Annotated in this window: 16 protein-coding genes; 6 read left to right on the forward strand and 10 right to left on the reverse strand. The window is 52.4% G+C overall.

The genetic code is table 11. From position 1 onward, the window contains the following. Positions 1-16 precede the first annotated feature (16 nt). Together PY990_RS03880 and PY990_RS03885 are read right to left on the reverse strand one after the other, a co-directional pair. Positions 17-1417 (reverse strand): aldehyde dehydrogenase family protein, encoded by a 1401-nt coding sequence (locus PY990_RS03880; RefSeq protein ID WP_105027502.1) that lies wholly within the window; start codon positions 1415-1417, stop codon positions 17-19. Further along, the gene (locus PY990_RS03885; protein WP_275270486.1) at positions 1414-3069 is read right to left on the reverse strand and encodes an acetolactate synthase large subunit; all 1656 of its coding nucleotides are present in this window, start codon (positions 3067-3069) and stop codon (positions 1414-1416) included. Before PY990_RS03885 ends, PY990_RS03880 begins: the two co-directional genes overlap by 4 nt. Positions 3070-3219: 150 nt before the next feature. Here PY990_RS03885 and PY990_RS03890 point away from each other — a divergent pair, with 150 nt between their 5' ends. Then, complete coding sequence (locus tag PY990_RS03890; RefSeq protein ID WP_105027504.1) at positions 3220-3465, forward strand: AbrB/MazE/SpoVT family DNA-binding domain-containing protein; 246 nt, start codon at positions 3220-3222, stop codon at positions 3463-3465. Beyond that, positions 3465-3812: a type II toxin-antitoxin system PemK/MazF family toxin gene (locus PY990_RS03895; protein ID WP_105027505.1), complete on the forward strand. Its 348-nt coding sequence runs from the start codon at positions 3465-3467 to the stop codon at positions 3810-3812. The genes PY990_RS03890 and PY990_RS03895 overlap by 1 nt, the downstream gene beginning before the upstream one ends. 21 nt (positions 3813-3833) lie before the next feature. On the opposite strand, the gene PY990_RS03900 is transcribed toward PY990_RS03895, so the two are convergent. Beyond that, positions 3834-5387, reverse strand: a complete 1554-nt coding sequence (locus PY990_RS03900; RefSeq protein WP_275270487.1) for a flavin-containing monooxygenase — start codon at positions 5385-5387, stop codon at positions 3834-3836. Between the two features lie 169 nt (positions 5388-5556). Here PY990_RS03900 and PY990_RS03905 point away from each other — a divergent pair, with 169 nt between their 5' ends. Then, the gene (locus PY990_RS03905) at positions 5557-5985 is read left to right on the forward strand and encodes a DUF4149 domain-containing protein (RefSeq protein WP_275270488.1); all 429 of its coding nucleotides are present in this window, start codon (positions 5557-5559) and stop codon (positions 5983-5985) included. Beyond that, complete coding sequence (locus PY990_RS03910; RefSeq protein ID WP_275270489.1) at positions 5976-7040, forward strand: AraC family transcriptional regulator; 1065 nt, start codon at positions 5976-5978, stop codon at positions 7038-7040. Before PY990_RS03905 ends, PY990_RS03910 begins: the two co-directional genes overlap by 10 nt. On the opposite strand, the gene PY990_RS03915 is transcribed toward PY990_RS03910, so the two are convergent. Further along, positions 7022-7876, reverse strand: coding sequence for an alpha/beta hydrolase (locus tag PY990_RS03915; RefSeq protein ID WP_275270490.1), 855 nt, complete (start codon positions 7874-7876; stop codon positions 7022-7024). The genes PY990_RS03910 and PY990_RS03915 overlap by 19 nt on opposite strands. A 225-nt stretch (positions 7877-8101) precedes the next feature. Here PY990_RS03915 and PY990_RS03920 point away from each other — a divergent pair, with 225 nt between their 5' ends. Both PY990_RS03920 and PY990_RS03925 read left to right on the forward strand, forming a co-directional pair. Next, positions 8102-9214 (forward strand): cytochrome D1 domain-containing protein, encoded by a 1113-nt coding sequence (locus PY990_RS03920; RefSeq protein ID WP_275270491.1) that lies wholly within the window; start codon positions 8102-8104, stop codon positions 9212-9214. Between the two features lie 121 nt (positions 9215-9335). After that, positions 9336-9815 (forward strand): tetratricopeptide repeat protein, encoded by a 480-nt coding sequence (locus PY990_RS03925; RefSeq protein ID WP_275270492.1) that lies wholly within the window; start codon positions 9336-9338, stop codon positions 9813-9815. A gap of 61 nt (positions 9816-9876) precedes the next feature. Here the strand turns inward: PY990_RS03925 and pqqA are convergent, their stop codons facing one another. The 6 genes from pqqA to PY990_RS03955 all read right to left on the reverse strand — a co-directional run bounded on the left by pqqA (position 9877) and on the right by PY990_RS03955 (position 15004). Beyond that, positions 9877-9951 (reverse strand): pyrroloquinoline quinone precursor peptide PqqA, encoded by a 75-nt coding sequence (pqqA, locus tag PY990_RS03930; protein ID WP_008247588.1) that lies wholly within the window; start codon positions 9949-9951, stop codon positions 9877-9879. Positions 9952-10045: 94 nt separating this feature from the next. Further along, positions 10046-10693 carry a DUF305 domain-containing protein gene (locus PY990_RS03935; RefSeq protein WP_275270493.1) on the reverse strand — a complete coding sequence of 216 codons (648 nt, stop codon included), beginning with the start codon at positions 10691-10693 and terminating at the stop codon, positions 10046-10048. Continuing rightward, a complete protein-coding gene (locus tag PY990_RS03940; protein ID WP_275270494.1) occupies positions 10690-12222 on the reverse strand; it encodes an LVIVD repeat-containing protein in 1533 nt (510 codons plus the stop codon). The genes PY990_RS03935 and PY990_RS03940 overlap by 4 nt, the downstream gene beginning before the upstream one ends. A 107-nt stretch (positions 12223-12329) precedes the next feature. Then, the gene (locus tag PY990_RS03945; RefSeq protein ID WP_275270495.1) at positions 12330-12980 is read right to left on the reverse strand and encodes a response regulator; all 651 of its coding nucleotides are present in this window, start codon (positions 12978-12980) and stop codon (positions 12330-12332) included. Further along, entirely contained in the window at positions 12977-14320 is a 1344-nt protein-coding gene (locus PY990_RS03950; protein ID WP_275270496.1) for a sensor histidine kinase, read from the reverse strand. Before PY990_RS03950 ends, PY990_RS03945 begins: the two co-directional genes overlap by 4 nt. A gap of 9 nt (positions 14321-14329) precedes the next feature. Then, on the reverse strand, positions 14330-15004 hold the full coding sequence (locus PY990_RS03955; RefSeq protein ID WP_275270497.1) for a response regulator transcription factor: 675 nt from the start codon (positions 15002-15004) through the stop codon (positions 14330-14332). Positions 15005-15470 lie beyond the last annotated feature (466 nt).

Here is a 15470-nt window from a genome sequence, read left to right on the forward strand (position 1 = left end):
TGAATCTACTCGGTAATTACAACTTGATGACCGCCATTTTTTCCTGTGTCATGTCGTGCATGGTGTGGCCAATTCCGCCAACCCCGTACCCCGACTGCCGACGACCGGCAAATGGCATCCAATCAACACGAAACGCAGTGTGGTCGTTGACCATGACCGCGGTGGCATCAATTTCACGCACACAGCGCAGGGCCACTTTCAACTTTTGGGTAAACACCGCAGCCTGGAATGCAACCGGCAGGCTATTGGCCTGCGCAATTGCATCAGTCAGCGATTCGGTGCCGTATACACACACCACAGGACCAAATACTTCCAGGGTACTGACCTTGGAATCGCGGGGCGGGTTCAACAACACAGTGGGTGCATAAGTGGTGTCACCCAACCTTTGGGCGCCACACAACACCTGTGCACCACCTGCTACGGCTTCATTTACCCACTGCTCAACGCGCTTGACTTCATTCGGGTTGACGAGTGGACCGCATTCCGTATCCGCCAGTATGGCGTTGCCTACTTTTAGCTTCGAGGCCTTGTCAGCAATGGCTTGCGCCAGGGCGGTGGCCATGTCTTCGGGCACGTAAACCCTCTGCACGCTAACGCAAACCTGCCCGGAATGATAAAAACCACCCTTGACCAAGGCCGGGATCATGGCCTCAAGGTCGGCGCAGTCGTCCACAATAACCGGGGCCACACCGCCATGCTCAAGCGCACAGCGCGTACCGGGCGCCAATTTACTTTTTAGCCGCCAGCCGACGGCACCCGAACCAATAAAGCTGAAAAATGCCACGCGGGCATCGGTCACCATTTGCTCGGCCACGTCGCTTTTGCAAGGCGCAAAGCGGCACCATTCCTCGGGCAAGCCTGCCTCGTACAGCATGTTCACAAAGGCCTGGCAACTCAGGGGGGTGGCACTGGCCGGCTTTACCAACACTGGGCAGCCCGTGGCAATAGCGGGGCCCACCTGGTGAACAATCAAATTCAAGGGGTGATTGAAGGCAGACACGGCAACCACTGGGCCAATGGGCTCGCGGGTGGTGAATGCCATGCGGCCTGAACCTGCTGCGGTCAGGTCCATTGGAATTTCCGTGCCGGTGAGGTGGCCCAATTCTTTGATGCACAGCTCAACCCCATCGATTGCGCGTGTTACTTCCACTTTGGCATCCATCAAGGGCTTGCCGCCCTCGTTGGCAATTTGAAAGGCGAGTTCATCAAACCGGCCTTGCATCAGCTGTGCCGTTTTTTTGAGAATGGCGATTCGCTGGTGCATGGGCAGCCAGTTGGCGCGGGTTTTGTGCAATTGGCTGGCGGTGTTCAACCAGGCATCGATGGTGGGCCAATCGACCAGCTTCACTTCACCAATCGGCTTTAGATCAAAGGGGTTGACTACTTCCAAAGCGGCGTTGTTCATGGAGGTACTCATATCAAACACACCTTTGCGGCCAATTCGTCAATCAGCACACGTTTGTTTTCAGAATAGTCCACGGGCACGTCTACGATGTGCACGCCCCCGGCTTTGAAGGCCCGGTCAAAGGTGGGCACCAGTTCAGCGGCACTGCCCACCCGGTGGCCGGTTGCACCATAGGCCTCGGCGTACTTCACAAAGTCGGGGTTGCCAAACTCAAGCCCCCAATCAGCAAAGCCCGCGTGCTCTTGTTTCCAGCGGATCATGCCGTACGAGCTGTCGTTCAAAATGGTAACGACCAAGTTGAGCTTCAGGCGCACCGCAGTTTCAATTTCCTGCGAGTTCATCATGAAGCCTCCGTCGCCACAAATGGCCATGACCCGGCGATCGGAGTACAACATGGCGGCCATCATGGCCGAGGGCAAACCGGCTCCCATGGTGGCCAGCGCGTTGTCCAACAACACGGTGTTGGGTTCATAGGCTTTGTAATTGCGGGCGTACCACAATTTGTAAATGCCGTTGTCCAGCGCAATGATGTCTTTGGCACCCATGGCGCGGCGGGTTTCGGCCACCAGGCGTTGGGGGATGATGGGGAAGCGGTCGTCGTCCGCACCTTCTTTGATGTGCAATTCAATTTCTTCGCGAATGCGCTTGAAGTAGGCGAGGTCGCACACCACTTTGCCGCCAATTTTCTGGGTCAACTTTTGCACGGAGCGGGCCACATCGCCCACCACTTCACATTGCGGAAAATACACCTGGTCGACTTTGGCAGAACGGTAGTTCACATGGATTACTTTCTTGCCGCCATGGGCCATGAAAAACGGCGGTTTTTCAACCACATCGTGGCCCACATTGACAATGAGGTCGGCACGTTCAATGGCACAGTGCAAATAATCGCCGTCTGACAATGCTGCGGTGCCCAGAAAATGAGGCGAGCCCTCATCCACCACGCCCTTGCCCATTTGCGTGCTGAAAAATGGAATGCCGGTGGTTTCAATGAATTCTTGCAAAGCCAGCCTGGCCTGTTTGCGGTTTGCACCGGCGCCCAGCAGCACCAGCGGCATGCGGGCAGAGCGGATCATGGACACCGCTTCGTTGAGCACCACATCATCGGCCACGGCATAGTGCCGCTCGCTGCGGGGAATGATGGGCGCAGTGGTTTGTTCAGCGGCAATGTCTTCGGGCAGCTCGAGCAACACGGCGCCAGGGCGTTCTTCTTCGGCAATTCGAAAGGCCTCGCGAACCAGGGCGGGAATGTTGTTGCCGTGAACGATTTGCTTGCTCATTTTGCAGATGGGCGCAAACAGATTGACCACATCGATGATCTGAAATTGGCCTTGCTTGGACTTCTTGATGGGCTTTTGCCCGGTGATCATGATGAGCGGAAATGCACCCAGGTGGGCATAGGCGGCGGGCGTGGTGAAGTTGGTGGCCCCGGGGCCCAAGGTGGCCATGCACACGCCGGCACGGCCAGTGAGTCGACCATAGGTTGCGGCCATAAAACCTGCCCCCTGTTCGTGGCGGGTCAACACCAGTTTGATGCTGCTGTTGCGCAGGCTTTCAACCATGTCCAGGTTTTCTTCGCCGGGCACAGCGAATATGTGCTTTACGCCTTCTGCTTCCAGGGCCTGAACAAACAGATCAGATGCTTTGGTGCCTTGGGTCGACATGGTCGCTCTCCTTTTTTGGGGGAACGACCAGTGTCTGCCTCTTAGGTTTCAATATCAATATCTTTATCCATTCTGGGTAGTAGAGCCAATGTTTTACTTAAGTAGGATTTTATGTTCTACTAAAATTAAACTTTCATGTTGGGAACTAGCATGCGCCAAACTTTACGAAAAGCAGGTGGATCGTTGGTGATGACGATTCCAAAATCGTTTGTTGCCCAAAACGGGCTCTCTGAAGGATCGCAAGTGGAACTGGTGTTGAGCGGAAAAAAAATGATCGTGGAAGCGATGCCCAAGCCAAAATACAAGTTGAACGAGTTGCTTGCGGAAATGCCGCAAGAATTTCCATTGGTCGAACAGTGGGACGAACTGCAAGAAACCGGTTTGGAAAAGAACTGATGCCCTACGTTCCTAACCGCGGCGATATTGTTCACCTTCAATTCGACCCAGCCAGTGGGCAAGAAATGAAAGGACCACACTTTGGTTTGGTGGTCAGCAGCAAGCCATTCAATCAACGCGGATTGGCGATGATTTGCCCTATTTCGCAAGGGGCCGCGGCCGCAGCACGATCATTCGGTACCGTGGTTACATTGATGGGGTGCGGCAGCGACACGCAGGGTGCAGTGCACTGCCACCAACTGAAATCACTCGATTGGCGAGCCCGCAAAGCTGCAAAAAAAGAAAGCGTGCCGCAACATGTTTTAAACGATGTGATGGCACGCCTCGAGGCCATTCTTTTCGAATAGCCACGCTGGTTTGTAAAGCTTTTATGCGGCTTTGATCGCCATCAAACCGGTGCTGATGTGGTCTGTCACCTTCGGCTTCACCGTTTTGCCATTGCTGGCCGTCAGCACATATTCTGCCGGGTTGAAACGTGCAATTCGCATGCGATATTCAGCGTTCAAACCAGGGTACAAAGTGTTGTTGCGGCCATTGGGGCTGAGGTACCAGCTTGCGCAACCGCTTTTCCACACCGTGTGTTCGCTGCGGAAGTCCATGGTATTTACAAACTTCTGTTCCACCTCGGGCTTCACAGAGATGGCTTTTAGCTTGCGCTTTTGGCGCAACTTGATGGCCTGAATCACATAACCAATTTGCGCTTCAGCATAAGCGATAACAGACGTGTGGCCAGGGCCAGTAAACGGGCCCACGAGGAAGTACAAGTTGGGGAAACCCGCAGTTGAAATGCCCTGGTAGGCTTCCGAGCCGTCTTTCCACTTGTCGTTCAGGCTGGCGCCACCTATACCCTTCGCATCAATCGGTGAACCCGTGTGGCGCACTTCATAGCCCGTGGCGTAAATGATCACATCCAGTTCGTGCTCTACGCCATCGGCGGTGCGAATACCTTTTTCGGTGATGCAATCAATTGCATTGGTTTCCAAATGCACATGCTCTTTTTGCATGGTGGGGTACCAGTCCGAACTGACCAACACGCGCTTGCAACCGAACTTGAAGGTGGGCGTCAGCTTCTTGCGCAGTTCAGGGTCTTTTACCTTACGGGCCAGGTAGCTGCTGGCCATTTTCTCGGGCTGGGCCTTGAAAATGTCGTACTTCAAAATCAGGAATGGTGCTGTCAATTCATTGAACCAATACACGCCCAAGCGGTTCATTTTCATGTTCAGCGGGGTTTTGCGGTTCAGTGCTTTTTCAGCTTCTTCAATGTTGCGGTCTGGGCGCGGCATAATCCAGTTGGCCGTGCGCTGAAACACCACCAGGTTTCTGACCTTGTCGGCAATGGCGGGGCCAACTTGCACAGCTGTGGCGCCAGTGCCGATGAGGCCTACACGCTTGCCTTCCAGTTCTACGGAATGGTCCCAAGCGGCGGTGTGCACCGTTTTGCCTTTGAACTTTTCGGCACCCTTGAATTCTGCAACCTTGGGTGCGCTGAACGGGCCCACTGCCGTTACCACATTGCGGGCCTGAATGGTTTTGCCATCGGCTGTGGTGATGTTCCACAAACCAGCTTGCTCGTCAAATACTGAACCAGTGATGCTGGTGTTGAATTGAATGTACGGGTACACACCATACTTGGTGGCGCAGTGGCGCAGGTACTTGTAAATTTCGCCCTGCTTGGCGTAGCTGTTGCTCCATTCGGCCCAAGGCTCGAAGGAATAGCTGTAGAGGCTGCTTTTAACATCGCAACCGCAACCGGGGTAAGTGTTGTCGCGCCAGGTGCCGCCTACATCGTGGCCTTTGTCGAAAATCTTGAAATTGGTTTCACCTGCTTTGAGCAATTGAATGCCCATGCCCAAGCCTGATACGCCTGCGCCGACGATTGCAACTTCCAGAATGTTTTGTGCTTCTTTTTTTGAGCTGGCCATGTGGTGTGTCTCGTGTTGTGTTGTGTTGGTTTTCGATGAGATGCAGTGTAGGGGTTTGGGTGCAACAGGCGTGAGTGTGAAAAGTGACGACTTTGGAGTCAATTCGGGCCACAAACTCACCCCACTGATGCACAATCAATGCTCGAAGTAACTTTGCAGCAGGTGATGTATGGAATGGTTTCAAGCACTGACAACCTTGGCCCTGGGTGGTTTGTTCGGCGGCATTCTGGCCTTCTCGGCCTTGTTTGCACCGCTGGTGTTCACCAAATTGCCAATGGAACAAGCGGGGCCATTCATTCGCGCTGTGTTTCCCTGGTACTACCTGTATGTGATCGTGTTCGGCTTTCTCAGTGCCATTTTTGCTGGGCTTTCCGGTGGCGGCTTTTGGGTGTTGTTTCCATCGGCGTTGGTCGGCTTGGCCAGCGTGTACACACGGCAGATTCTGATGCTCCAAATCAATGAACTTCGCGACCGGGAACTGGCTGGGGACACAGCAGCCGGTGCGGAATTCAATCGCAAACACCGGCTTAGCGTGATCATCAACAGCGTGCAACTGCTGGTAGCGGGAGCAACCCTGGTGTACTGGGCATGGAACTGAAAGACCTGCCGCAGCTTCGGCTGCTGGAACAAACCACGGTGGCACAAGCCTACCCGCTGTTTTTCGTGAACTATGCGGTGCAACGCGGCTTTGCGACCGAGCAAATTCTGGAACACAGCGGGCTGACACTGGCCCAGTTGCAAGTGCCCAACAGCCGCATCGCCGCGGCCCAGCATGGCATCATCGTGATGAATTTGCTGGCACTGTTTCAAAGCGAACACATTGCCATCGACATGGGTTTGCAAAGCAGCCTGACCAAAGCGGGCATGATCGGTTTCGGTTTGATGAGTTGTGCAACCCTGCGTGAGGCCATTGAACTGGGTATTCGCTTTTTGCCCACCAAAGTGCCCTTCTACACCATAGACACCAGTGAAGACGAACGCACCCTGACGTGCCACGTGCGCGAAGCCATGCCGCTTGAACCCGTGCGCAAATTCGCAATTGAAAATTTTGTGGTTGAAGTGTGGCGGCTGTTTGAAAGCCTGTTCAACCCCATGGGCAGCAAGCGCGAGGCCAGTGGAATTGAATTGTGGTTTGACTGGCCAGAACCACCCTATTACGCAAGTTACGCCAGCAGCCTGCCCAAGTGCCGTTTCAATGCTGCGGGCAATCAAATTCGAATACCCGCCAAGTGGCTCGACCTGCCCTTGCCCACCGCCAACGCCACCACAGCGCAAATGGTGATTCAGCAATGCGAGCAAGAGCTGATTGCTCTGGGCCTTGGCGACAATTTAAGCGGGCGCGTGAAAAACCTGCTGATTTGCCGGGATGGCCGCTACCCGCAACTTGAAGACATGGCAGAAACCCTGCACATGTCGGTGCGCACATTAAAGCGCAAGCTACAGAACGAAGGGCGAAGCTTTACAGATTTATTGGGCGAGGTGATTCAACGCGACGCCTGCCTGTTGCTTGAGACCAGCAAGCTGAATGTAGATGAAATTGCGCAACGTGTGGGTTACCAGGACCGCGCCAATTTCACACGTGCATTCAAAAAACTGACTGGCAAAACACCCAGCGAATACAGGGAGTGGGTAAGCTACGTCGTTAAAAAGTGACTGACCAAACCCTGCGCATCCACATCATGCGGCAAGCTGACATGGTCAGTGCCTTTTACCGTAGCCACCAGGGGCTTCACTGCAAAATTCTGCATCAAGCGCAATGAGGAATCATGCGGTACCACCTCATCGTTTTCAGCCAGCAACACAAAGGTGGGGTTGCGCACATTGGCGGCCCATTCATTCGATTTGAACTTGCTGCGCAACAACAGCGACACCGGCGCCAAGGGCACTTTCTTTTTGGCAATGCTGATCAAGCTGTCGTAAGGGGTAAACAACACCAGCTTGTGCACGGGCGTGCTGGCAGCGAGTTGCATGGCCACCCCTGTACCCAGGCTGCGCCCAATCACAGAAATTTGATTGCGGTCGCACCAAGGTTGCTCGGCCACCCATTTGTAAATGGCACGTGCATCGGCCACCAAATTTTTTTCCATTGGTTTACCTTTGGAATTGCCATATCCTCGGTAATTGAAAAACACCAGGGGTAAATTCTTGAAGCCTTGCGCTTCATTAAGCAACCAACGTACGTCTTCACTGCGACCACCAAAATAAATGGCGCACGGTGCCTTGCTGCCTGCACCACCCAGACCGGCGGGCATGCGTACCCAACCTTCCAGTTCAATGCCAGGGGCCACTTGCAAACGCAGTTCAGTGAATTCGTGTGCGTGGTGAGTCAGCTCTTTGTGGTGTTTCAAGGCTGGGCTGAAAATGTGTTTAGTTTGGCTGAAGTACAGGTAAGTCCAATACGCAGCAAAACCCATGGAGGCGGACAGCGCCACGCGGGGCACCAAACGCGACTCGGGGGTGCGCACTTCTTTTTCTTGAACATACTTCATGGCTGCACTTCTTTACAAAATGGTTACTGGTCACACTACACAGTGTATTGAAACCAAACTGTCACAAAGGTTCAAAGTGCTTGCAGAAATGGCGTTAAATCAACGTTTGGAAGGAATTGCCCACATGACCTGTCACAATGACAATTCATATTTCAGGAAATCTTCCCGGGACAAAACAGGGAAACTTCCATAGCTTTGAACGATTAGAAGGGAGAGGACAAGAAGATGAAATTCAAAACAAGCGCGATTGCGTTGGGCATGGCAGTGGCATTGACAGCCTGCTCCAAGAAAGAGGAAGCAGTTGCCCCTGAAGCAGCAGCCCCAGCAGTTGAACAGGCTGCACCGCAAGCAGTAGCCTACATCACTCACCAAGACGGCCCAGTGACCATTTACTCACTGGCCGACTACAGCAAGATCGGCGAAATTAACGTGGGTGAAGGTGGCCGCGGAGTTGGCTTGACTGATGACGGAAAGCTGCTGGTAGTGGCCGTGAAAGAAACCAAAGATTTGGCCATTGTAGACACCACCACGAACCAGGTGGTGCGTCGTGTGCCTGTGGGCATTAACCCGGAATTTGTTCGCGTACTGGGCAACCTGGCCTTTGTGGCTTACGAACCTGCCGCGAAGGGTGGCCCACCGCCCAAACCTGGCTCCGCTGAAGCCAAAGCGATTGAGAAAGAACGTGAGGAAGGCGATGAACTGCCTGCACAAGTGGCCATCATCGATTTGGTGAAAGGCGAAAAAATCAAAGAAATCACAGCAGGGTTCGAGACTGAAGGCATTGAATTTTCTGCCGATGGCAAACACATTATTGTCACCAATGAAGCCGATGAAAATGTGTCAGTGCACGACATTGAAACTGGTGAGAAGATCAAACAGATTGATACGGAAAGCTACGGCATTCGACCACGCGGTGTGAAACGCTCGCCCGATGGTGAGCAGTTTGTAGTCACACTTGAATACGGCAACAAAATGCTGATTTTGGACAAAAACTACAATGTGATCAATGAAGCCGCCACCGGCGAAGTGCCCTACGGCGTCACATACACCCGCGACGGTTCCGAGATTGTGGTGGCACTGGCGCGCGGCAAAGCCATACAAGTGTTTGATGCAAAAACGCTGGAATTGAAACGCGAAATGCCGGTGGGCGAGCGTTGCTGGCACTTTAGCTTTACACCCGATGACAAACAGTTGATTGTGGCCTGCGGCCGCAGCAACAACATTCTGGTTTTGGACTATGCCACCGGCAATGTGATCAAAGACATTCCCGAAGGCAATATGCCATGGGGTGTCATGGTGTCGCCGAAGTCTGTGGGGACACTGGATATTCCTGGTTGATACAAGCCCGAATGGGTATTTTTGATCGTTTGTACTCCTAAACGAATTTTCCGCGTTAATCAATAAAACGGTTGCCAACATGCAACACTTTGATGTGATTAACGTCGTTTAGGAGTCACTTATGAGACGCGTATTTAATGTGATCGACAGGGGCATTGCAGGCAGCCCAACCCACCCCGAAACCGCACCAAGCAATAACATAGAGGAAGTTCAGGCTGCCTGGGCACAAGCGCTTCGCTGCGACTTTGGCCGCACCCGCGACGCCATGTTGTGCCGCCTTGCTGAAACCACGCAAGAATTAGCACACCAATACCCGAATGATGCAAAGGTTCTTCTTTGGAACGGTATTGTGCTGACAGGGTACGCGAAATCACTGGGGGGTTTGTGTTCGCTTCAATTTCAAACCCATGCAAAAGTATCGCTTGAACGCGCCATTGCATTGGCACCAAACGACGGGGCAGCCTACCTTTACCTGGGCCTTCTGTACGACCAAGCCCCAACTGCACCGTACGGTTTCGGTGACGAAAACATTGCGAGGTCACTGCTTGAGCAAGGCTTGAAACTGACCTTGAATTCAGCCGAGCAACTGCGCCGCGCGTAAAAAAAAGGAAAGCCAACTCTGCTTGGCCTTCCTTTTTTATTGCTGCAACAACCGAAAAAAATTAACGGTTGGCAATGTACATGGTGATTTCAAAACCAAAACGCATGTCTACAAATTGTGGGGTGGTCCAGCTCATGTCTATTTCTCCAAAGTGTTGTAAAAATCAGCAAATACCTTTGCCGTTGAAATAAGCATATCCCTACTTCCTCAGGAATTTTGCCCGACGTCAATCATCGTGTTTCCAGCAAACTCCGCATTTGGGCAGTTTCCTGTGTTTGTCGCTGTAGTACATGCTGCGCAAGGTTTCGAATAAAAGGGGTGTTTGCAGCACGTGACGGCAAGGTAGACATGCCCACAGCGCCCTCGTGGTGTTCAATCATCAACTGCAAAAAACTCAATTCTCTTTGGTGCCTGGGTATTGACTCATCCCCCAATTTCTTGATGGATAAAGAATCCACCAGCCCTGCCATACCCAAGGGACTGCTTTCACAACGCTCCAGGTACAGTGTTTCATTCACATTCAACAATTGCCGATTATTTTTCATCCACCCCATTAAATCGCCATTCAAAGGCAAGGCCGCCGCATGTTGCCCTGCCAACCAACCCTTTATGTTTTCCATCTCCAATGATTGCGCATGAACGATACGTTTTGCCAATTCCTGTACATCAGACTTTTGCTCACCTTGTATCAAACTGGCCATGATCAAAGCTTGTTGATGGTGAACCAACATGCTTTGCGCATACCCGGTGTCAATATCGATATTCGCCACCAATGCGGACTCGGCTACTACCGGTGCGCGATAGTCAAAAGTGCCCAAAAACCACCCGATGGCAAGGCCCAAAAAAAACAGTCCGTATTTGCCGATTTTTACGATCATTTGGGCAATACAGCAGGATCTATTTTGACCACCTGAAAACCTGCACACTGCGAAGTAAACCAGATCTCGTTTTTCTCCAAAACGAATCTCGGTTGAGATGATGTCCAGTCTGCACCAAAACAATTGCCAGTCACATTGAATGTAGAACCACCTTTTTGACCAGGTCTCATCGCCGGATTGAAATAGGCGATTTCCTTCACTGCATTGGGCTTTGAAATATCAAATACTCTCAGCCCTGAATTGAAATAACCACAGGCCAATACCTTTGCATTGTTCGGATCATCGACCTGGCAATAGTGGCTGTCATAGCCGAACAAAGCCAACCCGGCAGTGTCCGCAGAAGCTTCAACACAGTTTTCTGGCTGATTAATTTCAAGGGTGAGCTTTGATAAAAGTTGAATGTTATTCACATCACTCACATCAAATATGCGGGGGATACCAAACGGCAGTCGATCTGAGCCGCAAGTAACAATACGACTGGCAGCGGCGTTTACTCCATCAGACCCCAATTCATCCACCGTAATCAGGTGATCTTTGCCTGCGATTTTCACCGGAATTGTGTGCTGGGCCACTGAGCCATCCGCCCAATACACTTCGGCCAAAAGTTGAGGGCTTGGATCCACTTTACGCTGGCTAATGGGCGTGAAATCGTAGATTGCAAAGCCATTGGTGTTGTTACCCTCATTGCGAGCAGTGCCAGACAAAGTAACGTAACCGCGTGTGCCATCGGGACTAACAGACAAACCATGCACACCAACGGGCGGAGTAAACTTTGTGATGAATTTAGGTGCGGAAGGATCTGCCACATCGATTGCGTAGTACTGCCCCTGATTCAAATCCCCGCCGTAATAAGTCAGGCCATCGGGTGCCCATTCGCCTTCATGGCCGATAACAGTGTCATCAGCCAAAGGGCCACTAAAAAGCAAACGGGGCTGTGAACAGTTTCTGGATATATCGTAAACGTCAAATTCCGGCCCCCCACCCGAACTGGTGCCATTCACCGCCGCCAACAAACCGCGTGATTGATTAACCTTCAAAGACTCCCAGGGATCAAGCATGGACACACTGGTCAGTCGACCTGCATCAACGGGATTGGACGAATCGCTCACATCCATGACCACTGTGCCAGGCCGCTGCAGGGTTGCTCTTGGAACACTTGGAGAAGACACAGCAGTGGCAGCAAAGGCCTGGCCGTAATAAGAGCAGTCACGATACGAGGTATGCATCCAGCTTGCGCCCTCGCCCTCGTACTGAGAAACCAGGTCAATATTGCAATTATTACCCTGGAACCCAGCCAACCTGTCGCTTAGCGGAACTTGGCCCTGAAGAGCCAGTTCAGGCCGATCGCCCTCTCGGCACTGAGCCCTGGGTATTTCAGTCTGAGTTATGACTACATCGCCCTCATTGGGTGACACGGGGCTGTTGTTGCCAACGTTCGGACCTACTGAATCACCTCCACCCAAACACCCACCCAACAACAATCCGATGCAACATAGGCCCCACCTTGGCCGTGCGATATCCCGTACCATGCTTTGTCTCCCAAGCGTTCTTGATTTAGTGTTTTGTTTTTATTACTTTTTTTTGAACGCTACGGATTCAAACTGACGAGGTCCTGACGCGTGAGAGGGATGTGAAATCAAACCAGCGGAGTGGTCAATCCCCAAGCAATCGCAAGCTTGGTCAGTTCAATGTCACTACTAACCTGTAATTTCTTTTTGATCTGGTAATGAATGTTGTGAATGGTTTTTGCGCTCAGGAAAAGCAACTCGCCAATTTGCTCAGCCGACTGACCAGCCACCAGCAAACACAACACCTCGAACTCGCGGCTGCTCAATTCATCAAGCCCACCCCTGTTGTCGCGCAAGCGCGAGAGTGCCATTAAACGCGACAAGTCAGCACTCATGAAAGTGCGGCCTGCCAAGACCTCGCCAATGGCGCGCAACAGCACTTCGGGCCTGCTGCTTTTGGTGACATAACCTTTTGCGCCAGCGTCCATACACGCACGCGCCAGTTCGATTGAATTGTGCATGGTGAACATCAGGAATTTCACCTCAGGCCAACGCCCTAACACCCGCTGAACCAGATTCAAGCCGACCGGCTCGGGCATGCTGATGTCGCAAATCACCAGCGCAGGCAAGTCTTTCTGGCAAGCGGCATAAGCCTCCTGCGCGTTTTCAGCCTCACGCACCTGCTTGAAACCACCTTGTGTTTCCAACAAATGCCGATAACCGGCACGCACCACGGCGTGGTCATCCACCAGCAAAATACTGAGGTCAGCGTTGTTCATGAAGTACCTTTTTGTTGAAAACGGGCAGACACCACAAACCGGTTTTCTTCAAGCTGGGCTTTGAATACACCACCATGTACGCGTACCCGTTCAGCCAGCAAGTTCAAGCCCATGCCGCCCGATGGCACCTGCGTTTCAAGCGGTTGGGGCAAGCAGTTTTCAACACGCAGTTCTAGCACCCCAGCCTGCAATGCCAAACCCAAATTCACGGGCACCCCCGGTGCTGCGTGCCGCCGCACATTGGCCAGGCACTCTTCCACGGTACGGTAAACACACAGGGCGCGGTCTTGGTCCAAACTGTTCAAGGCAGCAGGTTCTAGATTCAGGTTCACCGTCCAACCGCTGCCCGCATTAATTTCCCAGCGAGTGCACAGGTCTTGAATGGCCATGCCAAGATCAGCCCCTTCTAACACAGGCGGGCACTTGTTGACCAACACCGCCCGCATGCGCTCGAACGCGCCCTCAATTTGCAGCTCGATTTCTTCCAGCTTTTCCTGCACCTCAGTATCGCCACCTTTCACTTGCGCGCGCAGCTGGGCGCAATTCACCGCGATCAGGCTAAGGGACTGGCCCAAATCTGCGTGCACCAAGTGGGCCAACTCCCGTCGCTCATCTTCCTGCACATTCAGCAACTTCATCATCAGGTTTCGGCGGGTTTGGGTAAGCCGCCACAAACGCTCGTTCAAGCGGTTTACCCCTTGCGCAATACGGCCAAATTCCCGTGGCTGCACATCGGGAAGTTGCGCTGGCGGCGGGCTGTCCTCGGAAATGGCAATCGAATCGATTTTTTCGACCAAGGTTGCGGCGGGCTGCAAGGCGCGACCAATAACCACATAAGTTAAGGCGGCAAGGCTGGCCACGATCAGGGTGCTAAGCAACAGCAAGTCGCGCAGCGTATTCCAGAATTTGGCCAGCACCAACTGCGGGTCAGCGGTGATGATCAACTCACCGAATGGTTGGCCCCACAGGCCAACGGGGCGCGGCTGCGCTTCAATTTGTACACCCAACAGGCGCATCAACTGGGCTTCGACAGGATGGCGTACCAGCTGCTCACAACCCTCTTGCCGCACCTGTCCGTTCCAGCCCTCGTAACGTATGCAATAAGGTGCCAACAACAAACCGTACTGGCTGCCCACCAGCACAGGCGAGCCCTCGATTTCGGGATTAATTTGCCGCTTGTACATGGAGTACTCCACCATCTCGTGCAAGCGCGTGGCATCGCTGGCCAAGGCCTCGTCCACCTCATTGGCCGTGCGCAGCACCACATAGGCGGAAATCAGCACCCAGCACAACAGGCCAAGGGTGATCATCCGCACCAGCAAATAGCGTTTCAGGTTCATTTAAACAGTCTAATCGGCGTTGGGCTGCAAGTGCGCCAGCGCGGCCTCCCCATGCAGGCGGGCCGCCAGCTTTCTTGCAACCGAATAATTGCTCACTGCCTCGCCACGGTTTTGAACACCCAGCCGCCCAAAAGCTTCCTTGATGTGGGCATTCACCGTGTCGGGACTCATGCCCAGTATCTTTGCAATTTCCTTGCCTGTTCTACCAAGGGACACCTGCTCCATCACCTGTGCCTGCTTGATGGTCAAAGGCTTAGGGCTACCGGGCATTTGAATCAGGCTTTGAAACTCGTTCCGTTGTGAAATTGAATTCAGGTTGACTGAATCACGTTTCAGGAAAGATTGAACCTGAACCATCAGTTCTTTGTAATGCTGGCTTTTGGAGAGCAGCAGCGCACCCGAATTGGCCACCTGCCTTTCAATTTTCGCATCACCCAGAGCGGTAAAGAAAATGCGAAGTGAACTGGAAAAACGTTGTGACACCATATCGATTACCTCAGCAGGTTTGCTGTTGGGTAACACCAAGTCGGAGACCACCAAGTCTACATCCGCTGGCTCAATTTGCTGAAGCTGTTCAACAGAGTCAACCACCCGAGTGGTTAAGCCCGGAACGACAGCAGTAATAATTTCCTCAACGACCATGGCCGAGGTCGGGTGGTCTTCCAGTATCAATAAGTTCTTCAAACCCTTGTCCCTAAAAGTGTGGTTGTCGCTTGGCGTTTTCAAATAATTTTTTTATGAATTGTTAGTGCGATTATCAATTGAAATGTTTATTGATGTAAAGAATACAAACAGGATCACAACCCCGTCAGCACTTTCAGAATTGCCTCGTTTTAAGTGGGGGGCACAATTCTCAAGGCGGCCAAAATTGTGTGGATTTTTAATTCCCGTGTCTTCTAGCGCTTAAGTGAATCAACGACTTAACAAATTTATTTTCAACGAGAAAACTAAGCATAGTCAGATTTGTTGTCTCAAAACAGAAAATTGTCAAAACGAGTGTCGTTGATTTCGCAGCCTTCTAGTTAGATGAAATTCACAAGGTTTATTCGTAACGTTCACGCCTAATACTACGGACAAATCACGTTTGCGCCAGCACAAACCTCACTGTATACTTAAACAGTGGTAGTGACCAACGGCATCTCTGCGGGTT

This window comes from Limnobacter olei, assembly GCF_029087225.1.
In the GTDB taxonomy this organism is placed as follows: domain Bacteria; phylum Pseudomonadota; class Gammaproteobacteria; order Burkholderiales; family Burkholderiaceae_B; genus Limnobacter; species Limnobacter olei.